The sequence below is a fragment of the Corynebacterium bovis DSM 20582 = CIP 54.80 genome, assembly GCF_030408615.1.
Classification (GTDB): domain Bacteria; phylum Actinomycetota; class Actinomycetes; order Mycobacteriales; family Mycobacteriaceae; genus Corynebacterium; species Corynebacterium bovis.
Genome location: NZ_CP047187.1, coordinates 2,460,955 through 2,479,369 on the forward strand (window position 1 = coordinate 2,460,955; position 18,415 = coordinate 2,479,369).

13 protein-coding genes and 1 tRNA gene are annotated in these 18,415 nt (G+C 73.2%); 5 read left to right on the forward strand and 9 right to left on the reverse strand.

Annotation, left to right across the window (positions count from 1 at the left end; translation table 11 throughout):
• Positions 1 to 128: 128 nt before the first annotated feature.
• The 3 genes from CBOVI_RS10035 to CBOVI_RS10045 all read right to left on the reverse strand — a co-directional run bounded on the left by CBOVI_RS10035 (position 129) and on the right by CBOVI_RS10045 (position 7,828).
• Positions 129 to 1,724 (reverse strand): glutamate synthase subunit beta, encoded by a 1,596-nt coding sequence (locus tag CBOVI_RS10035; RefSeq protein WP_183273669.1) that lies wholly within the window; start codon positions 1,722 to 1,724, stop codon positions 129 to 131.
• Positions 1,724 to 6,310, reverse strand: a complete 4,587-nt coding sequence (gene gltB / locus CBOVI_RS10040; RefSeq protein ID WP_010271389.1) for a glutamate synthase large subunit — start codon at positions 6,308 to 6,310, stop codon at positions 1,724 to 1,726. Before gltB ends, CBOVI_RS10035 begins: the two co-directional genes overlap by 1 nt.
• An 849-nt stretch (positions 6,311 to 7,159) precedes the next feature.
• Complete coding sequence (locus tag CBOVI_RS10045; protein ID WP_010271386.1) at positions 7,160 to 7,828, reverse strand: DNA-3-methyladenine glycosylase I; 669 nt, start codon at positions 7,826 to 7,828, stop codon at positions 7,160 to 7,162.
• On the opposite strand from CBOVI_RS10045, the gene CBOVI_RS10050 reads away from it, so the two are divergent.
• A complete protein-coding gene (locus CBOVI_RS10050) occupies positions 7,802 to 7,939 on the forward strand; it encodes a hypothetical protein (protein WP_010271383.1) in 138 nt (45 codons plus the stop codon). The genes CBOVI_RS10045 and CBOVI_RS10050 overlap by 27 nt on opposite strands.
• 231 nt (positions 7,940 to 8,170) lie before the next feature.
• Here the strand turns inward: CBOVI_RS10050 and CBOVI_RS10055 are convergent, their stop codons facing one another.
• Together CBOVI_RS10055 and CBOVI_RS10060 are read right to left on the reverse strand one after the other, a co-directional pair.
• Entirely contained in the window at positions 8,171 to 9,529 is a 1,359-nt protein-coding gene (locus CBOVI_RS10055) for an MFS transporter (RefSeq protein ID WP_010271380.1), read from the reverse strand.
• Positions 9,530 to 9,933: 404 nt separating this feature from the next.
• On the reverse strand, positions 9,934 to 10,545 hold the full coding sequence (locus CBOVI_RS10060; protein WP_125186127.1) for a MarR family winged helix-turn-helix transcriptional regulator: 612 nt from the start codon (positions 10,543 to 10,545) through the stop codon (positions 9,934 to 9,936).
• A 335-nt stretch (positions 10,546 to 10,880) separates the two neighbouring features.
• Between CBOVI_RS10060 and CBOVI_RS10065 the strand changes: the two genes are divergently transcribed.
• Positions 10,881 to 11,885: a hypothetical protein gene (locus tag CBOVI_RS10065; RefSeq protein ID WP_125196947.1), complete on the forward strand. Its 1,005-nt coding sequence runs from the start codon at positions 10,881 to 10,883 to the stop codon at positions 11,883 to 11,885.
• 152 nt (positions 11,886 to 12,037) lie between these two features.
• Here CBOVI_RS10065 and CBOVI_RS10070 read toward each other — a convergent pair.
• Positions 12,038 to 12,122: transfer RNA gene (locus tag CBOVI_RS10070), tRNA-Ser, on the reverse strand.
• Positions 12,123 to 12,295: 173 nt separating this feature from the next.
• Here CBOVI_RS10070 and CBOVI_RS10075 point away from each other — a divergent pair.
• Entirely contained in the window at positions 12,296 to 13,279 is a 984-nt protein-coding gene (locus CBOVI_RS10075) for an NAD(P)H-quinone oxidoreductase (protein ID WP_010273031.1), read from the forward strand.
• 121 nt (positions 13,280 to 13,400) lie between these two features.
• Here CBOVI_RS10075 and CBOVI_RS10080 read toward each other — a convergent pair whose 3' ends face one another.
• Together CBOVI_RS10080 and CBOVI_RS10085 are read right to left on the reverse strand one after the other, a co-directional pair.
• Entirely contained in the window at positions 13,401 to 14,462 is a 1,062-nt protein-coding gene (locus CBOVI_RS10080; RefSeq protein ID WP_010270868.1) for an iron-siderophore ABC transporter substrate-binding protein, read from the reverse strand.
• A 17-nt stretch (positions 14,463 to 14,479) separates the two neighbouring features.
• Complete coding sequence (locus tag CBOVI_RS10085) at positions 14,480 to 15,436, reverse strand: methionyl-tRNA formyltransferase (RefSeq protein WP_029157934.1); 957 nt, start codon at positions 15,434 to 15,436, stop codon at positions 14,480 to 14,482.
• Between the two features lie 249 nt (positions 15,437 to 15,685).
• On the opposite strand from CBOVI_RS10085, the gene CBOVI_RS10090 reads away from it, so the two are divergent.
• Positions 15,686 to 16,930 (forward strand): alpha/beta hydrolase-fold protein, encoded by a 1,245-nt coding sequence (locus CBOVI_RS10090; protein ID WP_183273670.1) that lies wholly within the window; start codon positions 15,686 to 15,688, stop codon positions 16,928 to 16,930.
• Between the two features lie 66 nt (positions 16,931 to 16,996).
• On the opposite strand, the gene CBOVI_RS10095 is transcribed toward CBOVI_RS10090, so the two are convergent.
• Entirely contained in the window at positions 16,997 to 17,512 is a 516-nt protein-coding gene (locus CBOVI_RS10095; RefSeq protein ID WP_083826075.1) for an Lrp/AsnC family transcriptional regulator, read from the reverse strand.
• 247 nt (positions 17,513 to 17,759) lie between these two features.
• On the opposite strand from CBOVI_RS10095, the gene CBOVI_RS10100 reads away from it, so the two are divergent.
• Complete coding sequence (locus CBOVI_RS10100) at positions 17,760 to 18,395, forward strand: LysE family translocator (protein WP_183273671.1); 636 nt, start codon at positions 17,760 to 17,762, stop codon at positions 18,393 to 18,395.
• Positions 18,396 to 18,415 lie beyond the last annotated feature (20 nt).

An 18,415-nucleotide genomic window follows, 5' to 3' on the forward strand; every position in this document is an offset into this window, starting at 1 on the left:
CGACGGACCGGCGGACGGGGGCGGGTGCGCCCCGCCGGGCCCGGGCGGGAGGTCGTCCGGGCGGCGGGGCCGGCGGTCGCCCGGGCGGCGGGCCGATGGGGCCGCCGGTCGCCCGGGCCGGCGGGCCGTCAGGCCTGCATCGGCACGTCGGTCGGGGCGATCGGGCGCGGCAGCGCGGTCTCGCCCATGAGCAGCCGGTCGACCGCGGCGGCGCACGCGCGCCCCTCGGAGATGCCCCACACGATGAGGGACTGGCCGCGGCCCGCGTCGCCGGCGACGAACACCGGCACGTCGAGGCCGCCGGTCCCGCGGTTCCCGCCGCGGCCGCGGGCGCCGTGCCCGTCGTGCCCGTCCCCCTCGGCGGCGCGGGGCACGGTGCGGAACGTGTCGTCGCGGACGATGCGCCCGCGGCCGTCGACCTCGAGGCCGAGCTCGCCGACGATCCCGTCGCGCTCGACGGACGCGAAGCCCATCGCGAGCAGGACGAGGTCCGCCTCCATCTCGAACTCGGAGCCCTCGATGTTCTCGATCCCGCCCGGGCCCCGGCGGCACTCCGCGGCGCGGAGACCGGTGACCCGGCCGTCCTCGCCGGTGAGCTCCACGGTGTTGACCGTGAACCGCCGGGTGCCGAGCTCGACGCCCGGCTCGCGGTGGGCGAGGCCGAGGGCCTCGATCTCGGTGGCGGACTCGTCGCCGGAGACGACGTACCGGCCCTCCTCGTGGGCGGTCGCCGTGCGCCAGATCCGGGGGAAGGTCGGCCACGGGTTGTTCTCCGCGCGGGACTCCGGCGGCCGCGGGCCGATGTCGAACTGGGTCACCTCGGCCGCCCCCTGGCGCAGGGCCGTGCCGAAGCAGTCGGTGCCCGTGTCGCCGCCGCCGATGATGACGACGCGCTTGCCGCGCGCGTCGATGCGGGACGTCTCCCGGTCACCCTCCTGGACCCGGTTCGCCTCCGGCAGGTACTCCATCGCCTGGTGGACGCCCGCGAGCTCACGGCCGGGGACGACGAGGTCCCGGCCGACGGTCGAGCCCACCGCGAGGACGACAGCGTCGAACCCCCGCAGGTCGTCGGCGGTGGGGGCGATCCCCGTGCGGAACGTCGTGCCCTCCGCCTCCATCTGCGCGAGGCGACGGTCGATCCACTTCTTCTCCATCTTGTACTCGGGCACGCCGTAGCGCATGAGCCCGCCGATGCGGTCGGCCCGCTCGAAGACGGTGACGTCGTGCCCGGCGCGGGTGAGCTGCTGGGCGGCGGCGAGCCCGGCGGGGCCGGAGCCGACGACGGCCACGGACTGGCCCGTGGAGAACGACGCCGTGACCGGGGTGACCCAGCCGGCGTCCCACGCGTGCTCGACGATCGTGAGCTCGACGGACTTGATGCTCACCGGGTCGTCGGAGATCCCCAGGACGCACGCGCCCTCACAGGGGGCGGGGCACAGCCGCCCGGTGAACTCCGGGAAGTTGTTCGTCGCGTGGAGGCGGTCGTAGGCCTCCCGCCACCGGCCCTGACGGACGAGGTCGTTCCACTCCGGGATGATGTTGCCCAGCGGGCAGCCGTCGTGGCAGAAGGGGATGCCGCAGTCCATGCAGCGCCGCGCCTGGGTCTGCACCTGACTGTCGGAGAAGTCCTCGTAGACCTCCCGCCAGTCGAGCAGGCGCAGGGGCACCGGCCGGTGCGGGGCCTCCTCGCGGGTGAAGTTCTTGAAACCGTGCGGATCAGCCATCAGTTCACTTCCTCCATGATCGCGGCGGCGATGCCGTCCTTGTCGAGCCCCTGCTCGGTGGCCAGTTCGATGGTGCGGAGAACCCGCTTGTAGTCCCGGGGCATGACCTTGACCAGGGAGGTCAGGTCCACGTCCACGGTGGAGCCGGTGAGACGGCGGTGGGTGGCGACGGTGCGCTCCAGCCACTCCAGCTCCTGCGGGTCGTCGACGGTCTCGACGTCGACGAGCCCGGGGTTGACGCGGTCACGCACGGTGCCGTCGTCGAGGAGGTAGGCGATGCCGCCGGACATGCCCGCGCCGAAGTTCTGGCCGACCTCGCCGAGGACGATGACCCGGCCGCCGGTCATGTACTCGCAGCCGTGGTTGCCGATGCCCTCGACGACGGCGGTGACGCCGGAGTTGCGCACGCAGAAGCGCTCGCCGACGGTGCCGCGGATGTACATCTCGCCGGTGACGCCGCCGAATCCGAGGACGTTGCCCGCGATGGTGCTGGTCGAGGGGTCGACGGAGGCGTCGGTGGCGTCCGGGCGGATGATGATCCGGCCACCGGAGAGCCCCTTGCCGACGTAGTCGTTCGCGTCACCGTCGAGGCGGAGGGTGACGCCCTTCGGCAGGAACGCGCCGAGGGAGTTGCCCGCCGAGCCGGTGAGCCGGACCGTGACCGTGTCGTCCGGCAGGCCGTCGCGGCCGGCGACCCGGGAGACGAGCGAGCCAGTCATCGTGCCGACGGACCGGTTGACGTTCGTCACCGGGTAGGACAGGTCCACGCGGACGTCCTCGCCGGCGGCGGCGCGGCGGATCGTGTCCTCCGCGTCCTGCCGGATGCGGTTGTCCAGGGCGGCCTCGAGGCCGTGCTCCTGCTCCCGGGTCCGGTGGAGGTCCTGGTGCATGAACGGGGAGTCCGGCCGGGCCAAGATCGGCGAGAGGTCGAGCGACGACGCCGTGCGGTGCGCCGGGTCCGGGGTGCCCGCGCGGAGGCACTCGGAGTGGCCGACGGCCTCCTCGATCGAGCGGAAGCCCAGCTCGGCGAGGTACTCGCGGACCTCCTCCGCGATGAAGCGGAAGAAGTTCACCACGTGCTCGGCCTGGCCGGTGTAGCGCCGGCGCAGGTCCGGGTTCTGCGTGGCGATGCCCACCGGGCACGTGTCGAGGTGGCAGACGCGCATCATGATGCAGCCCGAGACGACGAGCGGGGCGGTGGCGAAGCCGAACTCCTCCGCGCCGAGCAGGGCGGCGACGACGACGTCCCGGCCGGTCTTCAGCTGCCCGTCGCACTGGACGGTGATGCGGTCCCGCAGGCCGTTCATGAGGAGAGTCTGCTGGGTCTCGGCGAGGCCGAGCTCCCACGGGCCGCCGGCGTGCTTGAGCGAGGTCAGCGGGGACGCCCCGGTGCCGCCGTCGTGGCCGGAGATGAGGACGACGTCCGCGTGCGCCTTCGACACACCCGCCGCGACGGTGCCGACGCCCTGCTCGGCGACGAGCTTGACGTGGATCCGCGCGTCCGGGTTCGCGTTCTTCAGGTCGTAGATGAGCTGCGCGAGGTCCTCGATCGAGTAGATGTCGTGGTGCGGCGGCGGGGAGATGAGCCCGACGCCCGGCGTCGTCACCCGCACCTCGGCGATCCAGGGGTAGACCTTGTGCGGGGGCAGCTGCCCGCCCTCGCCCGGCTTCGCACCCTGGGCCATCTTGATCTGGATGTCCGTGCAGTTGTTGAGGTAGTGGCTGGTCACGCCGAAGCGGCCGGAGGCGACCTGCTTGATCGCGGAGCGCCGCCAGTCCCCGTTGGCGTCGGGGGTGAACCGGTCCGGGTCCTCGCCGCCCTCGCCGGAGTTCGACATGCCCTTGAGGCGGTTCATGGCGATGGCGAGCGTCTCGTGCGCCTCGGCGGAGATGGAGCCGTAGGACATCGCGCCCGTGGCGAAGCGCTTGACGATCTCGCTGACCGGCTCGACCTCCTCCACGGGCACCGGCCGGCGGTCCGAGGTGAACTCGAAGAGCCCGCGCAGGGTGGCGAGCCGTCGGGACTGGTCGTCGACCTTCTGCGTGTACTGCTTGAAGACCCGGTACTGGCCGGAGCGGGTGGCGTGCTGGAGGGTGAAGACGGTCTCCGGGTTGAACAGGTGGTACTCGCCCTCACGCCGCCACTTGTACTCGCCGCCGATCTCCAGTTCGCGGTGCGCCTGCTCCTCCGGCCGGGGCAGGAACGCCCGGCGGTGGCGGACGGCGACGTCCTCGGCGATCTCGTCGAGGCCGATGCCCGAGACGGGGCTGACGCAGCCGGTGAAGTACTCGTCGAGGAGCTGCTGGCTGAGGCCGGTGACGTCGGCGAGCTGGGAGCCGCGGTAGGAGGCGACGGTCGCGATGCCCATCTTGGACATGATCTTGAGCAGGCTCGTCGACGCCGCGCTGCGGTAGTTCTCCCACGCCGTCGGGACGTCGAGGTCGCCGAGGAGGCCCTTCCGGTGCACCTCGTCGATGGTCTCGAAGGCCAGGTAGGGGTTCACCGCGTCGGCGCCGAAGCCGATGAGCATCGCGATGTGGTGGACCTCCCGGGCGTCGCCGGCCTCGACGAGGAGCGAGCAGCGGGTGCGCGTCCGCTCGGCGACGAGGTGCTGGTGCACCGCCGAAGTGAGCAGGAGCGTCGGGATGGGCGCCATGCGCTCGGTGGAGTCCCGGTCGCTGAGGACGATGAGCGTCGCCCCGTCCTCGATGGCCCGGGAGACCTCGCGCCGGACGCGGGCGATCGCCTCGCGCATCCCCCGCCCGCCGTGGGCGACGGGGTAGAGCCCGGAGATCCGGGCGCTGCGGAACGCCGCGTGACGCTCGTCCTCGCCGGCGTGCTCGAGGGTGAGCAGTTCGCTGTTGAGCAGCACCGGCGTCGTGAGCCGGATGCGGTGCGCGGCCTCCGGCACCTCGCTGGTGATGTCGACCTGCGCGCCGAGCTGGGTGAAGAGGCTCGTGACCATCTTCTCGCGGATGGAGTCCAGCGGCGGGTTCGTGACCTGGGCGAAGCGCTGGGCGAAGAAGTCGAAGAGCATCCGCGGCCGGTCGGACAGCGCGGCGATGGGCGTGTCCGTGCCCATCGAGCCGATGGCCTCCGCACCGGTGCGGGCCATCGGTGTGACGATGACGTCGACGTCCTCCTCGGTCACGCCGAAGACCCGCTGCCGCAGGACGACCCGGTCGTGGGGCATGGGCGTGTGGTCGACGGCGGGGAGGTCGTCGAAGTGGACGAGCTGCTCCTCCACCCACCGCCGGTAGGGGCGGTCGGCGAGGGTCGCCTTGATCTCCGCGTCGGTGACGATCGCGCCCCGGGCCGTGTCGACGAGGAACATCTCGCCCGGCCGGACGCGGGTGCGGCGCACGACGTCCGCCGGGTCGATGTCGAGGACACCGGCCTCGGAGGCCATGACGACGAGCCCGTCGCGGGTGATCCAGATGCGCCCGGGCCGCAGGCCGTTCCGGTCGAGGACGGAGCCGATGACCGTGCCGTCGGTGAAGGCGAGGGCGGCGGGGCCGTCCCACGCCTCGGTGAGGGAGGAGTGGTACTCGTAGAACGCCCGGACGTCGGGGTCGAGCGTGGGGTTGTTCTCCCAGGCCTGGGGAACCATCATGAGCACCGCGTGGGGGAGGCTGCGGCCGGAGAGGTGGAGCAGCTCGAGGGCCTCGTCGAACCGCCCGGTGTCGGAGCCCGCGGGGTCGCAGACGGGCAGCACCCGGGAGATGTCGCCGAGCTCCCCGGAGCGCACCTGGGACTCCCGGGCCCGCATCCAGTTCTCGTTGCCGCGGACGGTGTTGATCTCGCCGTTGTGCGCGAGCATCCGGTACGGGTGCGCGAGCGGCCAGGAGGGGAAGGTGTTCGTCGAGAACCGGGAGTGGACGATCGCGAGGGCCGAGGCCACGCGCTCATCCTGGAGGTCCAGGTAGAAGTCGCGGAGCTGGGGCGTGGTGAGCATGCCCTTGTAGACGACCGTGCGGGCGGACAGCGAGGGGAAGTACACGGTGTCGCTGCCGGCGCCGGCGCCGGGGCCCTTCGTCCCGAGTTCGCGCTCGGCGCGCTTGCGGACGAACCACGCGCGGCGGTCGAGGGCGAGGCCGGACAGCGGGGTGCCGTCGTCGGCGGTGCCGGAGAGGAAGAGCTGGTAGAAGATCGGTTCGGCGTCGCGGGCCATCGCGCCGAGGCTCGAGTCGTCGACCGGGACCTCGCGCCACCCGAGGAGGGTGAGGCCCTCCTCGTCGATGATGGACTCCACCGCGCGCATCGCGTCGAGTGCCGCCATCCGGGAGGCCGGGAGGAAGGCGATGCCGGTGGCGTACTCGCCCGCCGGGGGCAGGTCGACGCCCTGGGACGCCATGACCTCCCGGTAGAAGGTGTCGGGGACCTGGATGAGGATGCCCGCGCCGTCGCCGGTGTTCTTCTCCGCCCCGGCCGCACCACGGTGGTCGAGGTTGATGAGGGCCTGGATGCCCTTCTCCACGATGTCGCGTGTGGCACGGCCGTGCATGTCTGCGACGAACGCGACGCCGCAGGCGTCGTGCTCGAACGAGGGGTCGTACAGCCCCTGGCGCGCAGGATAGGTCTTCATGGTCGTCAGCCTCCGCTCGATGGGTTCAGCAGTTCTCGCAGGTGTCGTCGGTGGATGCGGCCGGTGGGTCGCGCCGGTGTCACCGGTGCCCGTGCCGCCTGTCAGGGTCGACGCCCGCGTCCGGCGGGTCGCGCCCGGGGCGGTCCGCGGGGGTCGCCCCCGACGGGTCCCGACGGTCGTTCCCGCGGGTCGTCACTCTCCGGCCGGGGTCGGCCGCGGGGTGGCGGAGCGGTGGTCCGTTCCGCCGCCCGACGGTCGGGTGTCCGGCCGTGTCCCGCCGGGTGGTCGGCACCCGGCCGGTCTCCGCCGGACGGTCCGGCGGTCGGCACGGACGCAGCGCACCGGCCCACGGTGGGGGCCGGTGCGCGGCCGTTCTCCGGGGGTCACCCGGATCCCGCCCCGGTGGACACTTGTTTCCGTGGGGTCGGGTAGCCGTTCCGCCCCACAGTTACGGGGATCACACCCAGACACAAAATTAGGTTCACCTAACCCATCCAGTTCATCACACGATATGTGACACAGGTCACCATATAGCGCCGCCCGATGACACTGAAGGGGCGTTTCCGACGTCATGTATCCTACCGCCCTCCCCGCCGGTGTCCACTCAGCCAGCATCTTCCCGCCATGTGGACGTGATGTCCCGCGATACGGAACGTATGTTAACTCGCGATGTCGACCGGATTTCACCGACTTGTCCGCACCCCGCCGCGGCGGTCGGACGCCCGGCGCGGCGGTCCCCGCCCCCCGGGCCCCCGTCACCTGCCCCCGCCCCGGTACCCACGTCCCCACGGCCCCCGGCGCGGCGGTCCCCGCTCCGTCACGTCCCCGTCCCCGCCCGACGCCAGCCGGTCAGTCCGCCTCCACCCGGTCGTCCACCATCCCGACCGCCTGCATGAGCGCGTAGCACGTCGTCGGACCCACGAAGACGAACCCCCTCCGCCGCAGCTCCGCCGCCATCGCCTCGGACTCCGGGGACGTCGTCGGCACCTCCGACCAGGACCGCGGCCGGACGTGCCGCTCCGGGGTGAAGGACCACAGCAGCACCGGCAACCCCGGCCGCACCGCCGCGACCGCCCCGCCGAGCACACCCTCCGCCGGCGACCCGGCCGGCAGCGACCGGAGCCCCGGGTCGTCACGCAGCACGACCGTCGCCGCCGCGTTCGTGAACACGGCGTCCATCTTGCGGCCGTTGCGGATGAGCCGGGCGTCCTCCCGGGCCGCCTGCCGCGCCTCCGCGTCCATGTCCAGGATCAACTCCGGGTGGAACATGTGGAAGACCTCCCGGAACGCCGGCCGTTTCGCGAGGACCGTCGACCAGGACAGCCCCGCCTGGAAGCCCTCCAGCACCACCCGTTCGAGCAGGCCGTGCTCGGTGACGACGGGACGCCCCCACTCCGTGTCGTAGTACTCCCGGAGGGCCCCGTCCGTCGCCCACGGGGGCCGGTACCGGCCGTCGTCGCAGAGCACCAGTCCCGTGGCGGTGACCGCCCTGTGGCCGTCGTCGTCGCTGCCGCGCATCGCCGTTCCTCCTCGTCGTCGCTGTCGTTGCTGCTGTCGTTGCTGCTGTCGTTGCTGCTGTCGTTGCTGCTGTCGCTGCTGCTGTCGCTGTCGCTGCCGTTGCCGGCGTGAGTGCCGCTGTCGCCCCGTGCAGGCGGTCCCGTCGTCGTCGACGACCCGGGACCCGCACCCCGGTCCGAGCATAGGAGAACCCCCGCCCGGGAGGACGGGGGTCGGTCAGCGGCTGTGGACAGCCGGCGGACGGCGCCTCAGGTTGTGGACACCGCGGGGCAGGGCACCGTCACCGGGCGCACCGGCGGCGACCATCCACCACGGGGCAGCCACCCACCGCGGGGCAGGGCGTCACACGTGGTCGGGCTCGTGCACCTCGACCGCGTTCCGGGCGCCGACCATGACGACACCCGCGATGAACACCACCACCGCCGCCGTGGAGTACGGCAGCACCGGGCCGGCGGCCTCACCGAGGCTCGTCGCGACGAACGGCGCGATCGCACCGCCGAGCCACCGGACGAAGTTGTAGCCCGCGGACGCGACCGGCTGCGGGGCGTCGGACACGCTCATCGCCATCTCGGTGTACATCGTGTTGTTCACACCGAGCAGCGCGCCGGAGATGACGACGAGCACGATGACGACCGGCCGCGTGTCGTGGAACACCGCCAGGAGCACCAGCAGCACGATGAGGCCCACGAGGGTGACCAGCGTCGTGTTCACCGTCCCCAACCGGTTCTGGATGATCGGGGCGACGACGACCGAGAACAGCGCCAGGGCCACACCCCAGCCGAAGAACACCGCGCCGATGCCGTACGGGCCGAAGCCCAGGATGAACGGGGTGAACGCGAGGATCGTGAAGAAGCCGAAGTTGTAGAACAGCGCACTGAGCGACACCCCGAACAGGCCCGGGTGGGTCAGGGCGCGCAGCGGGTCGATGACGGACGTCGGCTTGTCGGGCTTCGGGATCGTCGGCAGCTTCACGAGCAGCACGACGAACGCGACGAACATCAGCACACCCACACCGAAGAACGGTGCGCGCCAGTGGATCCCGCCGAGCAGGGCCCCGACCAGCGGGCCGACCGCCATGCCGAGCCCGAGGGCGGCCTCGTAGACGATGATCGCGACGGCGCGGCCACCCGAGGCCACGGCGACGATCACGGCGAGGGACGTCGCCACGAACAGCGAGTTACCCACACCCCAGCCGGCGCGGAACCCGACCAGCTGCGACACCGACGGCGACAGGCCGGACAACGCCGCGAAGATCACGATGACGGCCAGGCCGAGCAGCAGCGTCTTCTTCGCGCCGATGCGGGAGCTGATCGCGCCGGTGACGAGCATCATCACGGCGGTCACGAGGAAGTAGCTGGTGAACAGGAGCGAGACCTGGGAGGACGTCGCGTCGAGGTTCGTCGCGATCGCCGGGAGGATCGGGTCGACGAGCCCGATGCCCATGAAGGCGAACACCGCGGCCGCGGCGGTCACCCACACGGCGAGGGGCTGTCTGCGCACGTCGGCTCGCTCGTCGACGACGGTCTCCTCGATCGTCGCCTCCACGCTCTCCTCCCAGTCCGCGAGGCTCTCCTCGTGCGGGTGGAGCGCGTGCGGGTGGTCCTCGTGCGGGTGGGTGCCGGTGCCGGTCCCGGCGGTGGTCCCGGCGGCGGTGCCGGTGGGGCCGTCACCGTTCGGCGCGTGGTCCGGGTCCCGGTTCACGACGTCGCCTCCACCGGCCACGCCACCAGGGTGCGCGGCGTCGGCCCGGTGCGCGGCGTGGGCTCCGTCCGCCGGTGTTCCCGGCCGCCCGGATGTCCCTCCAGCTGTCTCACTCATGCAGGTCCTTTCGTGTCGGTCATTCCATGTGTTCGTTCCAGCGGAGTCACCGGTCAGGGTGACGTCCGTCGTCCGTTCCGTTCAGTCGTGTCGGTCGTGTGGGCCACATCCGTCATGTCCGTCATGTGGGGCACGTGCCGGGCGGCACCGCCGGCCGCAGGACGGTGGCCCTGCGGCCGGGCCGGGGAGTCACCCCGGGCGGCGGTCCGCTGCTGCACCGCAGGTGGTCGTGACCGGGGGCGGGGCCGCGTCCCGGTCGGTCGTGACCGGGGCGGGTTCGGCGCCGGTCACCTCCCGATGACCCTCCGCGCGAGGGTGTGGAGCACCGGCAACGCCTCGCGCAGCCGCTCCCTCTCCCCGGCGGAGATCCCGCCGAGGAGCCCCGCGAGGAGCTCGTCGCGCTGGCGGTTGGTCTCGGTCACGGTCTCGCGACCGGCGTCGGTGAGGTCGACGAGCACCGCGCGGGCGTCCTCGGGGTGCGGCAGACGACGGACCAGCCCGGCGTCGACGAGCTTCGAGATGTGCTGGCTCATCCCCGGCTGACTCACGCCCGCGAGGGTGCACAGCGTGCCCATCCCGCGGGGGGTGTCGAGCAACCAGTTGAGGATGTTGACCTGCGTCAACGGCAGGTCCGACCCCCGGTCCAGGAGACGCATCATGATGACGGTGTCCCGGACGGTGGCGCGGGCCGTCGCCGCGAGGTCCAGCACGGCGGGGTCGTGGGCGGCGCCGTCGGCGACAGCCGCCGCGGCGGTCGCCTCGGCGGTGCCGGTGCCGGCGGGCGGGCGTCCCGGGGCGGTCGCCGCGGTCTCCCGGTCGGCGGCGTCCCCGGCGTCCGCGCCGTTCGTCGTGGTGTCGGCCATCGTCGCCCCACCTCCTGTCCTCTCGTCGTCTGTCACGTACACCACAATAAACATAAGTCGCTTATGATTCAAGGAAACGCCGGTCACCCCCTGTGTCCTGCACCGATCCGCCACCGGAATGGCGCTTCTGTGTTAGTCCGCGGCGGCCGTCCGGCGGCTCGCGCACCCCGCGCCCGCGTCCGTCGCGGCGGCCGCTCGGCGTCTCACGCACCCCGCGCCCGCGTCCGTCGCGGCGGCCGCCGGGGCCGCCCCCGCCACACCCCGCCGCGCCACAGCACGCCCCGGCCCCCGCCCGGGACGCCCGGGCCGCCGGCTCGCGGCGTCGGTCCCCTGCCCCGGCCACCGCGCGACGCCCCGGTACGATCTCCCGCATGGACGACCCCACGCGCATCCCCGCCGTCACCCGGCTGCTCCGCATGGCGTGGGAAGCCCAGCCGGGACTGACGTTGCCGCAGGTCTTCGGGCTGCTTGAGGCCCGCGGGATCGGGTGGGGCAGCACCGACGGCGAGGTCCGCGCCGCCCTCACCGGACTTCTCGACGAGCACCCGTACCAGCTGCGCGGCCACTCCGCCGCGGTCTCCGCCGCGGTCTCCGCCACGGATGTCCCGGCCGCGGCGGCCGCCACGGGCGCCACCGGTGCCGCGGGCGCCGCAGATGTCCCGCCCACCGGTGCCGCGGCCACCACGGACGGCGCGCTGCGCCCCGGCACGCCCCCGGACGAGCAGCCGGCGCCGCTCCCGGGGCCGCGCGACACCCCGCTGACCGGCCGGTTTCTCGTGGAGACGGAGCAGCCCGCCCACCGCGTGACCGTCGACCCGTGGCACGTCGGCGTGCGCCGGACGGTCGCCGGCACGGGCCACCGCGCCACCCACCAGCGCAGCGGCGGCCGCGCCCCCGACGGCACCGCCGCAGGCCACGCCCCCGCCGGCCCGCGCCCCCGGGGCACCGGCGAGGGGTCGACGCCCGCCCCCACCGCCCCGCCGCAGCCCGTCGCCTGGCGATACCGCAGGATCCGCGCGTGCCGGGCGGGGGAACCGCTGGTCGTCACGGACGCCGAGGGCATCGACCACCGGCTCGGGCTCGTCGCACGGATCTCCGTCATCGACCACACGGCGACGCCCCTGACCGACCTCACCGGACTGCGCCGCGACGCCCTCGCCGACCGCACGTTCCTCATCCTGTTCGACGACGGATCCACCGCGCTCGTCGACAGATCACTCTGGGTGTACGAGGTGGGCCGGCGCGACATCAGCCACCGCCGGCTGCGCTGGCGCCGGCTGAGCAGCGCGGCCGTCGGCGCACCGCTCGTGGTGCAGCAGCAGGGGGCCGCGCCCGCGACGCTCGGGACCGTCGCGGAGATCGTCCGCCTGGCCTGACCGGGCGGATCGGCGCGGTCGGGGCGGGGTCGGGGCGGGGACGGTGGACCCCGGCGCGGATCGAGTCGGGGCCGACGGAGCCCGGCGCGGCCGGACCGCCCCACCGCACGACGCAGGCCCCGGATCCGTTCCGATCCGGGGCCTGTGCTCCGCGGAGGCGGGGGGATTTGAACCCCCGGACGGTTGCCCGTCGCTGGTTTTCAAGACCAGTGCATTCGGCCGCTCTGCCACGCCTCCAGTGCGGCACTGATCCTATCTCACGGCCCTGAGCCGGCGGAAACCGCTGGCCCGGGGCGTGACCACCCCGGACCCCACGCGCCCGGACCGCCGCGCCGCGCCCCACGGCAGGCCCCACGCCCCGCGGACCGCCGCCCCGACAGGCCCCCTCGCCCCCGGTTACCCTGGGGCCCATGAAGGCGATCATCCAGACAGACACCAGCGACCCGTCCAGTCTGAGCTGGCAGGACACGCAGACCCCCACCCCCGCGGCCGACGAGGCGCTCGTCCGCGTCCACTACGCCGGCGTCAACCGCGCCGACACGCTCCAGGCGCAGGGCCACTACCCGCCCCCGTCCGGCACGACCGACATCATGGGCCTCGAGATCGCCGGCGTCGTCGAGGACCCCAACGGCTGCACGTGGCCCGACGGCCGCCCCGTGGAGGCCGGCGAGCGCGTCGCCGCCCTGCTGTCCGGCGGCGGGTACGCGCAGTACAGCGTCGTCCCCCAGGGGCAGCTCATCCCCCTCCCGGACGGATACGACCTCCGGGAGGCGGCGTCCGTCGTGGAGGTCGCGTGCACCGTGTGGTCGAACATCATGATGACCGCGCACGTCGACGAGGGTGACACCGTCCTCGTCCACGGCGGCGCGGGCGGCATCGGCCTGTTCGCGGTGCAGACGGCGAAGGCCCTCGGCGCGCGCGTCGCCGTGACCGCCGGCAGCGCGGAGAAGCTGGAGACGTGCCGGGGGTACGGGGCGGACATCCTCGTCAACTACCGCGAACAGGACTTCGCCGAGGTCATGAAGGACGCCGGCGGGGCGGACGTCATCCTCGACATCATCGGCGCGAAGTACCTCGCGGGCAATGTCGCGTCGCTCGCCCCGGACGGGCACGTCGTCATCATCGGGATGCAGGGCGGCGTCAAGGGCGAGCTGAACATCGGCGCGCTGCTGGCGAAGCGCGGCAGCGTGTCCGCGACCGGGCTGCGCTACCGGGACCGGGCGGACAAGGCGCGCATCGTCGCCGCGACCGTGGAGAACGTGTGGCCGATGCTCGCCGACGGGCGGGTGCGGCACCACATCGACCGCACCGTGCCGGTCAGCGACGTCGCGGAGGCGCACCGGGCGCTGCTCGCCGGGGAGGTCACCGGCAAGATCGTGCTCGAGGTGGAGTGACACCGGGGGGGGACGACGGCGTGAGTGCGGCCGCGCGCGGGAGCGGCGGCCGGCCGGGGGTGCCGCGCGGGGGCGGTGCCGCGCGGAACCGCGCGCCCGCGCGCCCGGCCCGGTGACGCGACTACGCGGTGGCGTCGACCAGCGGCTTCTCGATGTTGTCCAGGACGTAGTCCAGGCTCAGCACCGTCTGCCAGCCGAAGGCCTTCTCCAGCTCGCCCTCCAGGTAGACCGCGTGACCGTCCTTGACGGGCGGGAGCTGGCCGAGGATCGGGTCGTCGGTGATGCTCGTCTTGTCCTTCTTCGGCGAGTAGGACAGCTGGTCCCACACGAGGACGTCGGCGTCGAGGACGTCGGCCTTCTCCTTCGACAGCTTCGCGTAGAAGGCGTCCCCGGCGTCCTTGTCGATCTCGGGCTTCGTCGTGAAGCCGAGCGCCTCGAAGAACTGGCTGCGCGGGTCCTTGGACGCGAACGCGGAGAGGTTGTCGTCCTCGACCGTCGCGACGGCCACGGTCTTGCCCGCCCACTCCGGGTGCTTGTCCTTGAGGGCGGCCATCTTCGCCTTGACGTCGTCGACGAGCTTCTTCGCCTCCTTCGGCTTGCCGACGGCCTGGCCGATCTCCTCGGTCGTCACGTCCCAGGGCTGCTGGAAGTCCTTGTAGTCGCCCTTCTGCACGACGACCGGGGCGATGTCGGACAGGCGCTTGTACAGGCCCTCGTCGCCGGCGACGTCGGAGTACGTGGCGATGATGAGGTCCGGGTTCAGCGCCGCGACCTTCTCCACGTCGATGGAGTCCCCGGAGAGGATCTCCGGCTTGTCGCCCTGCACCCGGTCGTTCGCCCAGTTGCCCGCGGCCTGGCCCTCGGGGGCCATGCCGGACCATTCGGTCACGGCGACGGGCGTCACGCCGAGGGCCAGGAGCGCGTCCTGGTCGGTGTAGCCGAGGGAGACGACGCGCTTCGGCGCCTCCTTGACCTCCGTCGTGCCGAACTTGTGGGTGATGGTCGTGGGGAAGGCCCCGGCCTCGGCCTCGGCGGCGGGGGCGTCGGAGGAGGCCCCGGTGGAGGCGGCGCTGCTCGTGGTGGAGGTGTCGTTGTCGTTGCCGTTGCCGTCGGAGCAGGCTGCGAGCCCGCCGACGAGCAGCACCGCGGCACCGGTGGCGATGATGGTCCTCGTGATCGTCACTGTCTTCAGATCTCCTGTCAGATGTCGTTTGTGGCGGTGGGGCGGATGTACCCGCCCCGTGTCCCGAAGAATTCTGTCGCCGGGACCTCGGAACCGTCGTCGAGCCGTAAGGTCTCGAGGACGATCGCGGGCGCCGGGGCATTGCGCACCGGCGAGCCGCAGACCACGGCCGCGCCCCCTTCGTGGGGGATCGTGACCCGGCCCGGCGTTCCGCCGAACCGCCCGCGGCTCACGTGCGCGGACAGCGCCCGGACGCGCTGGCCCCGGAAGTCGAAGTGCGCGTTCGGGTACGGGTCGGACTGGGCCCGGATGAGGAGTTCAACGTCCTCCGCCGGCGCGGTGAAGTCGATGCGGGACTCGTGGTCGCCCCGCTTGTGGAAGTACGTGGCCCGGGTCGGGTCCTGCTCGATGCCGGTGAGGGTGCCGTTCGCGAGCCCCTCGAGGGCGCGGACGATGAGCGGTTCGATGAGGTCGACGGTCTTCTCGACGAGGGTGGTCGTCGTGTCCGTGGGGCCGACGGGGATCGCCTGCTGGGCGATGACGGGGCCGCCGTCGAGCGTGGCGTCCATGCGGTGGACGGTGACGCCGACGTGGCTCTCCCGGTTGAGCAGCGCCCAGAGGATCGGGGAGAAGCCGGCGTAGTGCGGGAGCAGGCCGTCGTGGACGTTGAGCGCGCCGTGCCGGGGGAGGTCGAAGATCTCCGGGGGCAGCCAGGTGCGCCAGTTGTTGGCGACGATGACCTCCGGGTCGGCCTCGCGGAGCGCGGTGAGCGCGGCGTCGTCTGCCCGGGCGGTGACGTGGACGGGGATGCCGTTGTCGCGGGCGAGGTCCTCGACGGAGTCACTCCACATCTGCTCGTAAGGGTGGTCGCTCTTCGGGTGGGTGACGACGAGGACCACCTCATGACCCGCGCCGATGATCGCTGACAGGGTCCGGTGGCCCCAGGTCTGGAATCCGAAGAGTGCAACTCGCATGGCCGCAAGATTAGCTAAGCCTTATCAACAGAGTCAATGGCCGGGGTCAGGGGGCGGGCGTGGCACACTCGGTCACCGACGCCGCCGGCCGCGCCGGCGGAGTGTCTCCGGTGTGCCAGAGGGCGACGACCCGGGACGCCCCGAGGCCGTGACCGGTCACGACGCCGGAACGGGGCCGTCACGCCACCGGAGTGGCACCGGAGTGACACACAGGATCAGGACCAGGACGAGGAGACGAGGGGACGCGGGATGAGCACAGACGAGACAACCGCCGGCACACCCGGCGCGGTCGGCACGGTCGGCGCGGTCGGCACGCCCGGCGGAGGGGCGCCCGTCCGGGTGACCGTGCCGGCCGGGGACACGGCCCCCGGGACCACGGTCGTGTTCGAGGACCCGTGGCGCACCGCCGCGGCAGACACCGCCGCATCAGACACGGCCGCGGGAGACACCGCCGGCCCGGACGCCCCGCCCGCCGGACCGCCCGCCGGCCCGTCCGCCGCGCCGCTGTCGGTCACCCTCGCCCCCGGCACCGCGGCGACGTACTCCCTGCTCGTCGACGGCACCCGCACCGCGGACCCGGCGAACCCGGACGCCGCGGGCCCGACCGCCTCCCTCGTCCACCACCCGTCGGTCGACCGGTCGCTGTGGCCCGCCCGCCCCGCGGACGCGGTCGCCGACATGCCCGGGTCGCGCCTCCGCCTCGACCGCGCGGTCCTCGGCCGCCGCGCGACGCTCCGGCTCGACGTCCCGGACGCGGCGAACGCCACGGCTGCGGACGGCCCGGACGCCGACGACACAGACGCCACGGCCGCCGCCCGCCCGCTCCCGGTCGTCGTCGTCCTCGACGGGGACGACTGGATCCACCTCCACGACCTCACCACGGCCCTCGACACGGCCGTCACCCGCGGGCTCCTGCCGCCCCACGCACGCGTCTTCGTGCCGGCCGCCCCGGACCGCGCGGAGTTCGCGGACCCGGCGGCGGCGGAGGGGTTCGTCGGACCCCTTCTCGACACCGTCACCGCGGCCGTGGCCGCCGCCGGCGCGCGGCCAGGGCCGGTGGTGCTCGTGGGGCAGAGTCTCGGCGGGCTCGGGGCGGTCCTCGGCGCGCTCGCGGACCGGGGGCGCGGGCGGGTCGCGGGGGTGCTCGCGCAGTCGCCGTCACTGTGGTGGCCGGGCGCGGAGGAGGGGGACGACGCACCCCTCTCCGGACCGGCCGGAGGGGACCTCGTGCAGCGTGCGGCCGGGATGGACGGCGCGGACGCGGGGGCGACGGCCGGCGCGGGGATGGCGCGGCTGCTGCTCACCGTCGGCGAGGGCGAACCGGAGATGCACCGGCACGTCGACGCCGGGGCGGAGGCGCTGCGCCGGCTGGGCGCGGACGTCACCGTGCGCCGCGTGCCCGGGGGTCACGACCGCGCGATGTGGCGGCTCGGGATCGTGCCGGGGCTCGCGGAGCTGCTGGCGTCGCCGGGGCGTCCGGAGCAGGTGGCGTAGCCGGGGGCGTGGGGACGGGAGCGGGGACGGTCCGCGACCGGGGTCGGCCGGTCACGTCCGGGCCGGTCAGCGGCGGGGGTGCGGGCGGTCGGCGGCGGGGCGGGGCGCGTCCTCGTCACGCTCCATGAACAACCCGTGCGCCGGGCGCATGACGAGGTTCTTCGCCACGAGCGTGGACGTGATCCGGTCGATGCCGGGCAACGTGGCGATGTACCGGTCGATGAAACGGTTGTAGGACTCCAGGTCCTCCGTCCGCACGCGGAGCAGGTACCCCGGGTTGCCGAAGAGCCGCTGCGCCTGGAGCACGTGCGGCAGGCGGGTGACGGCGCGCTCGAACGCCTCGATGGTCTCCAGGTTGTCGTGGTTGAGGGTGAGGAACAGCGCGGCCTCGAACCCGAGGCCGAGGGCCCCCGGGTCGACGAGCGTCCGGTAGCCCGTGATGACGCCCTCCTCCTCGAGGCGGCGCAGCCGACGGTGCGTCGGCGCGACCGTGAGCCCGATGCGCCCCGCAAGATCCGTGAGGCTCATCCGCGCGTTGTCCCGCAGATGGGAAATAATTTTTCTGTCTGTCTCGTCGATCACGCACGATCCTTTCGCCGGCTGTCGTCGTCCCGCAAGCATCATTAGGCTGGGCGGCGTTGACAGCGTGATTCTCGCACACCACCCCTCCCTGCGCCGCTCACGGCGGGTCGGACCGGTGCGGTCGGTCGATCGGGACCGCCGGTCGGTCGGCCCGTCGGGGCCGGTCAGGTCCGCCGGCCGGGTCCGGCAGGTCGGCGGGGTGGGTGCGCGGGAGAGGAGACTCGCCGAGCGAGAGAGGGAGACACAGGTGGATTCTGCGGTTCTGGTGGCGTTCCTGGGCCTGGCCCTGGTGCTGATCCCGGTGCCCGGTCCGGACTTCTTCTTCATGCTCACCACAGGCATGCGCTACCACGCCGTCCTCCGGCCCGTCGCCGGGGTGGCGGCCGGGCACCTCATGCTCGTCGCGCTCGTCGTCGTGGGGCTCGGACCACTGGTCAGCGCGCACCCCGTGGCGTTGAAGGTGCTGACCGTCGTCGGGGGCCTCTACCTGCTCTACCTCGGCGCGACGGTCCTCCGCTCGGTCCGGTCGGCGAGCTTCACCGGCGGCGACGGGACCGGGTCGGACAGCGTGAACCACCTCATCCGGCAGGGGTTCGGCGTCGCCGCGCTCAACCCGAAGTCCCTGCTGTTCTACGCGGCGATCCTCCCGCAGTTCGTCCGCCCGGGGGCCGGGTGGCCGGTGCCGCTCCAGTTCAGCGTGCTGAGCGTCGTGTTCCTCGCCGGCCTGCTGACCTTCTACGCCGCCGTGGGCATGGCGGGCGGGCGGCTCGGCAACGCCAGCCCCCGCATCGCGCAGATCATCACCGCCGTCGCCGGCGCCGTGATGATCCTGCTCGCCCTCGCGCTGCTCGGCGAGGCCGCCTGGGAGGCGCTCGCCGGGTAGCCGCGCGCGGCGGCCACGAC

Excerpts from the sequence above, each read along its gene's own strand:
- CBOVI_RS10045 (WP_010271386.1), bottom strand. The coding sequence starts at position 7,828 with ATGCGCGGCAGCGACGACGACGGCCACAGGGCGGTCACCGCCACGGGA.
- CBOVI_RS10075 (WP_010273031.1), top strand. The coding sequence starts at position 12,296 with ATGAAGGCGATCATCCAGACAGACACCAGCGACCCGTCCAGTCTGAGC.
- CBOVI_RS10090 (WP_183273670.1), top strand. The coding sequence starts at position 15,686 with ATGAGCACAGACGAGACAACCGCCGGCACACCCGGCGCGGTCGGCACG.
- CBOVI_RS10065 (WP_125196947.1), top strand. The coding sequence starts at position 10,881 with ATGGACGACCCCACGCGCATCCCCGCCGTCACCCGGCTGCTCCGCATG.
- CBOVI_RS10085 (WP_029157934.1), bottom strand. The coding sequence starts at position 15,436 with ATGCGAGTTGCACTCTTCGGATTCCAGACCTGGGGCCACCGGACCCTG.
- gltB (WP_010271389.1), bottom strand. The coding sequence starts at position 6,310 with ATGAAGACCTATCCTGCGCGCCAGGGGCTGTACGACCCCTCGTTCGAG.
- CBOVI_RS10035 (WP_183273669.1), bottom strand. The coding sequence starts at position 1,724 with ATGGCTGATCCGCACGGTTTCAAGAACTTCACCCGCGAGGAGGCCCCG.